Raw genomic sequence first — 4,895 nt, 5'->3', positions numbered from 1 at the left:
GAATATCTCGCCCGCCATGCCGTGCCGCAGACGCCGCAAGATTTGGCGCAACACCGCTGCATCAGCTTCCCGCCAACTGGGCGGCGGCACGCGCTACCGCTGGGAATTTGTGCGCGACGGAGAAGCGTTTGAACGGGCGGTGGCGTCCGCGCTGGTGTTGGACGACCCGGAATTGATGCTGGATGCGGCGGCACGCGGGTTGGGGCTGGCTTACGCGCTCGATGTGTTTTGCCGCGATTATCTCGCCGACAGGCGGCTGCGACCGCTGCTGGAGGACTGGCTGCCGCGCTACGATGGCTTTTTTCTTTACTATCCGAACCGGCAACCATCGGCGGCATTGCGCGCGCTGTGCGAAGTGCTGCGGGTCAGTGATTGACGGGATATACATACACTTGAGCGCTCAAGGTGTATGTAACCAGACAAACCATCCCAATCCGGAAAAAATCCCGCGCCATCGGGAAAAACCGCCACATCTGCCGCAGCTTCGCCTGCGCCATTGCTATCGTAAGGCACGAACCATCACCCGGAGCCAACCATGTTGCGTGTCTTGCCCTTCCTCCTCTGTTGCTGCGCTGCCTGGGCGCAGACCGCCATCCCCCTCGAAACCGCGCGCGGCGTGGCAGAAGTGCCGCCGCAGCCGGCAAAAATCGCCGTCTTTGACTGGGCGGCGCTCGACAGCCTCGAACAACTCGGCGTCCCCGTTGGCGCGACCACGGCAAAAATGGAAATCGACTACCTCGCGCCCGTCTTTGCCCGCGCGCAGACCGTCGGCACCGTCTTTGAGCCGGATTACGAAGCGCTTGCCCGCTACCAGCCCGACCTCGTTATCACCGGCGGCCCCGGCGCGGAAGCCTTCCCCCGCCTGGCAGCGCATTGGCCGACCATCGACATGACCATCGACAATGCCGCCATCCGCGAGAGCGGCAAGGCGCGCATCACCGCCTTTGGCAAACTCTTTGACAAAGAAAGCGAAGCCGCGCGGCTGATTGACGACATTGACCAAAGCAGCGCGGCTGACCTCGGCCACGGCAGAAGACCGGGCGCTGGGGGAGCGGGGGACTGCCGGGGAATAAGCGAAACGGCAAGACCGCCTGAATAGCAGCTTGCCCGGCCAAAACAGAAGCAGCCTGAAAGTCATGATGCTTTCAGGCTGCTTTTTTGGCTTTCAGGCGGCCTCTCCGAGCCTGTTCACCACCCCACCAGCACCACTTTGCCCACCATGTCGCCGCGTTCCACCATCTGATGTGCGCGGCGCAGGTTGGCGGCGTTGATGCCGTCGATAATGTGCGTGGCGGTGGTTTTCAGACGACCCTCATCAACCAGTTGCGCCACTTTGGCGAGGATTTCGCCCTGCCGCGCGATGTCGGCGGTTTCGCGCAGGGGGCGGGTGAACATAAATTCCCAATGCAGCGAAATGCTCTTGCCTTTCAGAGGATTGGCATCGAGTGCGGCGGGGTCGTCAATCAGCGCGATGCGGCCTTGCGGGGCAAGCAGTTCCGCCAGTTGCGGCAGGTAATGTTCGGTATGGCTGGTGGAAAACGCCCACGAGGGTGCGCCGATGCCGAGTTTTTCCACCTGTTCGGGCAGGCTGTGGTGATGGTTAATCACAAAATCCGCGCCGAGGCTGCGCAGCCATGCTTCGCTCTCGGGACGGGAGGCGGTGGCGATGATTTGAATGTCGGTAAGCGTTTTGAGCAGTTGCACGGTAATCGAGCCGACCCCGCCCGCGCCGCCCACCAGCAGCAGGGCGCGGCTGCCGCCTGCCACGGGTTTGTTTACGTCGAGGCGGTCAAACAGCGTTTCCCACGCGGTAAGCGCGGTAAGCGGCAGCGCGGCGGCTTGGGCAAAATCCAGCGTGCGCGGTTTTTGGGCGGCGATGCGGCTGTCCACCGCCTGCAATTGGGCATACGAGCCCTGACGGTTGATCACGCCCGCGTAATACACCTCGTCGCCCGCCGCAAAGCCGCGCACTGCGCTGCCGACGGCTTTGACCACGCCCGCCGCATCCCAGCCCAAAATACGATACTGCCCTTCGGCGGGCGTATGCGCGGCGCGAACTTTCACGTCGGCGGGATTGACCGACACGGCATGCACTTCCACCAACAAATCGTGCGGCTTGGGTTCGGGCGCGGGCAGTTCGATGTCGAGCAGGCTGTTTTCGTCGCTGACGGGCAGCGGGCGGTTGAATCCGACGGCTTTCATGGTGTTTCTCCGGTTGTGAAAAAGACGCGGGCATCATAAGATGAAGGCGCGAACTTGTTAAGAAGGCACTTATTTTTCAGCAGGTTACTTATCGGATACTGCCGAAGACAGCCTGAACGCGAATATATGGACTTCTGCGAAGCCAAAACCGAGAAACGTCGTCTGAAAGGAACAACTCATGAACGCATTGGAACTGAAAATCCCGCCGCTTGCCGTGATGCTGCTATGTGCCGCGCTGATGTCCAGACTGGCGACATGGCTGCCTGCCGCATTGCCCGCCATGCCGTGGTTTGCGGCGGCAGTCGCAGCGACGGGCGTCGGCGCGATACTCGCAGGTTCGGCCGCATTCTGCCGCCACCACACCACCGCCAATCCGCACACGCCCGGCAAAAGCCGTCTGATTGTTGCAGACGGCATCTACCGTTTCAGCCGCAACCCGATGTATCTGGGCATGGCACTGCTGCTGGCCGCATGGGCATTGCATCTGGCACAGACCGCCGCCTGGACGGGCGTGGCGGTTTTTGCCGCCTGGATTACCCGTTTCCAAATCATCCCTGAAGAGCGCATTCTGACCGGGAAATTCGGCGATGCCTACCGCGCATACTGCCGCCGGACACGGCGCTGGATATAAAGCAGCCGCCAACCCCAAAAGGAACAAAATATGGGCAAAACCGCACACACCGCGTTCGACTGCGCCGAGGGCTGCTCGGTGGAAGCCGCGCTGGCCGTTATCGGCGGCAAATGGAAAGGCACAATACTCTACCGCCTGCATACCGACGGCGTGCTGCGTTTCAACGAAATCCGCCGCATCCTGCCCGCCGTGTCGCAACGCACGCTCACCGCGCAACTTCGCGCTTTGGAAGCCGACGGCATCATCGAGCGCACCGTCTATGCCGAAGTGCCGCCGCGCGTGGAATACCGCCTCAGCGCATACGGGCAAACGCTTGCGCCCGTGCTGGCGGCGCTGAAGACTTGGGGCGACAGGCACAAGGCACGCCGCTGAAGACAGGATAGCGAGACAGCACCGCATGAGTCTTCAGGAAAATTGCCATAAAAAAAGACAGCCTTGCGGCTGCCTTTCATTCAGGGACGGCGGATTACTCAATCCAGGAATACCCCTCTTTCTGCATACACGCCTCGAACATATCGTGGCGCTTGCTGTCGGCAATGCCGGTGTTCATACCAACATCATATTCGCAGCGACTGACCTGCTGCGCGGTCTCGGCAATGCTGGTGTTGGGACGCGACCAGTGCGGCTCCATCGGCGTGGGGGCGACGGTTTCCACCGGCGCGGCGGCCGTCACCGGTGCGGCTTCTGCCACGTCTTCCTTTTTGCTGGATGAACAAGCACTTAAGGCAAGCAGCGCGGCCAGGGTGAGCAAACTCTTTTTCATGGGATCTCCTGTCTATTCGATTGATACATTGCGAAATGCGGGGGCAATGTAATCGCTTTGCCCGCGCCTGGCAATGCGCTGTTTGCTGAAGACTTTTTAATCCCCTTTGTTTTTAATGGGTTATTTAGCGCAGCGGTTTTTATAGCGATACGCACAAAATTCTGTACAAGGCGTGTCGCCGAAGACCGTACGCGGTTGTACGGCTATAAATGCCCTCCCCTGCCGCCCGTGCGGCTGCGGTTTATAATGCCCGCACCCTTTATTTTTTGGAATCCGTCCATGCAAATCGTCCTTGCTTCTGCCTCTCCCCGCCGCGCGCTGCTGCTGCAAATGCTCGGCTTTGATTTCACCACCGCCGAACCGGATGTCGATGAAACGCCGCTCGCGGGGGAATCCGCGCCGGAGATGGTCATCCGACTCGCCTGCGCCAAGGCGGCAGCGGTGCAGCCGGATTTTCCCGACGCACTGCTCATCGCCGCCGACACCACCGTCGCCTGCGACGGCACGATTCTCGGCAAGCCGCAGGACAATGCCGAAGCGCTTGCGATGTTGCGTGCGCTGTCCGGGCGGCAGCATCAGGTGTTCACCGGATTGGCGCTGCGCTGGCGGCAGGCGCTGTTCACTTATGTGGAAAGCAGTAGCGTCACCATGCCGGAGCATCCCGACGCGCTCCTGCGCGCCTATCTCGCCAGCGGCGAGGCGATGGGCAAGGCGGGCGCTTACGGCATTCAGGGGCGCGGCGGCGTGCTGGTGTCGTCCATTACCGGCGATTTTTATAATGTCATGGGGCTGCCGTTGCAGGCGCTGTGGCAGGGGTTTTGCGAGTTGGGTTGCAGCGGCGAATTTTTGCGCGCGCTGGGGAATTGAATATGGACGGTTCGGGTCTGGGCACGGAGGTGCTGGTCAATCACACGCCTTACGAGACGCGGGTCGCCCTGCTCGAAGACGGCGTGTTGCAGGATATTTTTGTCGAGCGCGAGCGCAAGCGCGGCATCGTCGGCAATATTTACAAGGGCAAGGTGCAGCGGGTGCTGCCCGGCATGGATGCGGCGTTCATTGACATCGGTCTGGAGCGCGCCGGCTTTCTCCATGTGAAAAATGTGGTGCGTCGTGGCGACAAACCACCCGCGCGCATCAGCGATGTGCTGCGTGAAGGGCAGACGCTGTTGGTGCAGGTGCTGAAAGACCCGATTGGCAGCAAGGGCGCGCGGCTGACAATGGAGATTTCCATCCCCTCGCGTTTCCTCGTGTTTTTGCCGACGGCGGATGAAATCGGCGTGTCCATCAAAATCGCCTCGG

At 61.1% G+C, this 4,895-nt stretch carries 8 protein-coding genes; 6 read left to right on the top strand and 2 right to left on the bottom strand.

Annotation, left to right across the window (positions count from 1 at the left end; translation table 11 throughout):
• A partial coding sequence (locus Q0349_RS02895) for a LysR substrate-binding domain-containing protein (RefSeq protein ID WP_298079376.1) occupies positions 1-376 on the top strand: 376 nt, incomplete at its 5' end.
• 159 nt (positions 377-535) lie between these two features.
• Complete coding sequence (locus Q0349_RS02890) at positions 536-1,099, top strand: ABC transporter substrate-binding protein (RefSeq protein ID WP_298079375.1); 564 nt, start codon at positions 536-538, stop codon at positions 1,097-1,099.
• An 89-nt stretch (positions 1,100-1,188) separates the two neighbouring features.
• Here the strand turns inward: Q0349_RS02890 and Q0349_RS02885 are convergent, their stop codons facing one another.
• Positions 1,189-2,202, bottom strand: coding sequence for a zinc-binding alcohol dehydrogenase family protein (locus Q0349_RS02885; protein WP_298079374.1), 1,014 nt, complete (start codon positions 2,200-2,202; stop codon positions 1,189-1,191).
• Between the two features lie 178 nt (positions 2,203-2,380).
• Here Q0349_RS02885 and Q0349_RS02880 point away from each other — a divergent pair, with 178 nt between their 5' ends.
• Entirely contained in the window at positions 2,381-2,833 is a 453-nt protein-coding gene (locus Q0349_RS02880) for an isoprenylcysteine carboxylmethyltransferase family protein (protein WP_298079373.1), read from the top strand.
• A gap of 30 nt (positions 2,834-2,863) precedes the next feature.
• Positions 2,864-3,205: a helix-turn-helix domain-containing protein gene (locus Q0349_RS02875; RefSeq protein WP_298079372.1), complete on the top strand. Its 342-nt coding sequence runs from the start codon at positions 2,864-2,866 to the stop codon at positions 3,203-3,205.
• Between the two features lie 94 nt (positions 3,206-3,299).
• Here Q0349_RS02875 and Q0349_RS02870 read toward each other — a convergent pair whose 3' ends face one another.
• A complete protein-coding gene (locus tag Q0349_RS02870) occupies positions 3,300-3,596 on the bottom strand; it encodes a lipoprotein (RefSeq protein WP_298079371.1) in 297 nt (98 codons plus the stop codon).
• A gap of 279 nt (positions 3,597-3,875) precedes the next feature.
• Here Q0349_RS02870 and Q0349_RS02865 point away from each other — a divergent pair, with 279 nt between their 5' ends.
• The gene (locus tag Q0349_RS02865) at positions 3,876-4,463 is read left to right on the top strand and encodes a nucleoside triphosphate pyrophosphatase (RefSeq protein ID WP_298079370.1); all 588 of its coding nucleotides are present in this window, start codon (positions 3,876-3,878) and stop codon (positions 4,461-4,463) included.
• A gap of 2 nt (positions 4,464-4,465) precedes the next feature.
• A partial coding sequence (locus tag Q0349_RS02860; protein ID WP_298079369.1) for a S1 RNA-binding domain-containing protein occupies positions 4,466-4,895 on the top strand: 430 nt, incomplete at its 3' end.

The sequence above is a fragment of the uncultured Cardiobacterium sp. genome (genome assembly GCF_938028185.1).
Taxonomy (GTDB): domain Bacteria; phylum Pseudomonadota; class Gammaproteobacteria; order Cardiobacteriales; family Cardiobacteriaceae; genus Cardiobacterium.
This window is presented reverse-complemented; position numbering and strand designations above follow the sequence as displayed.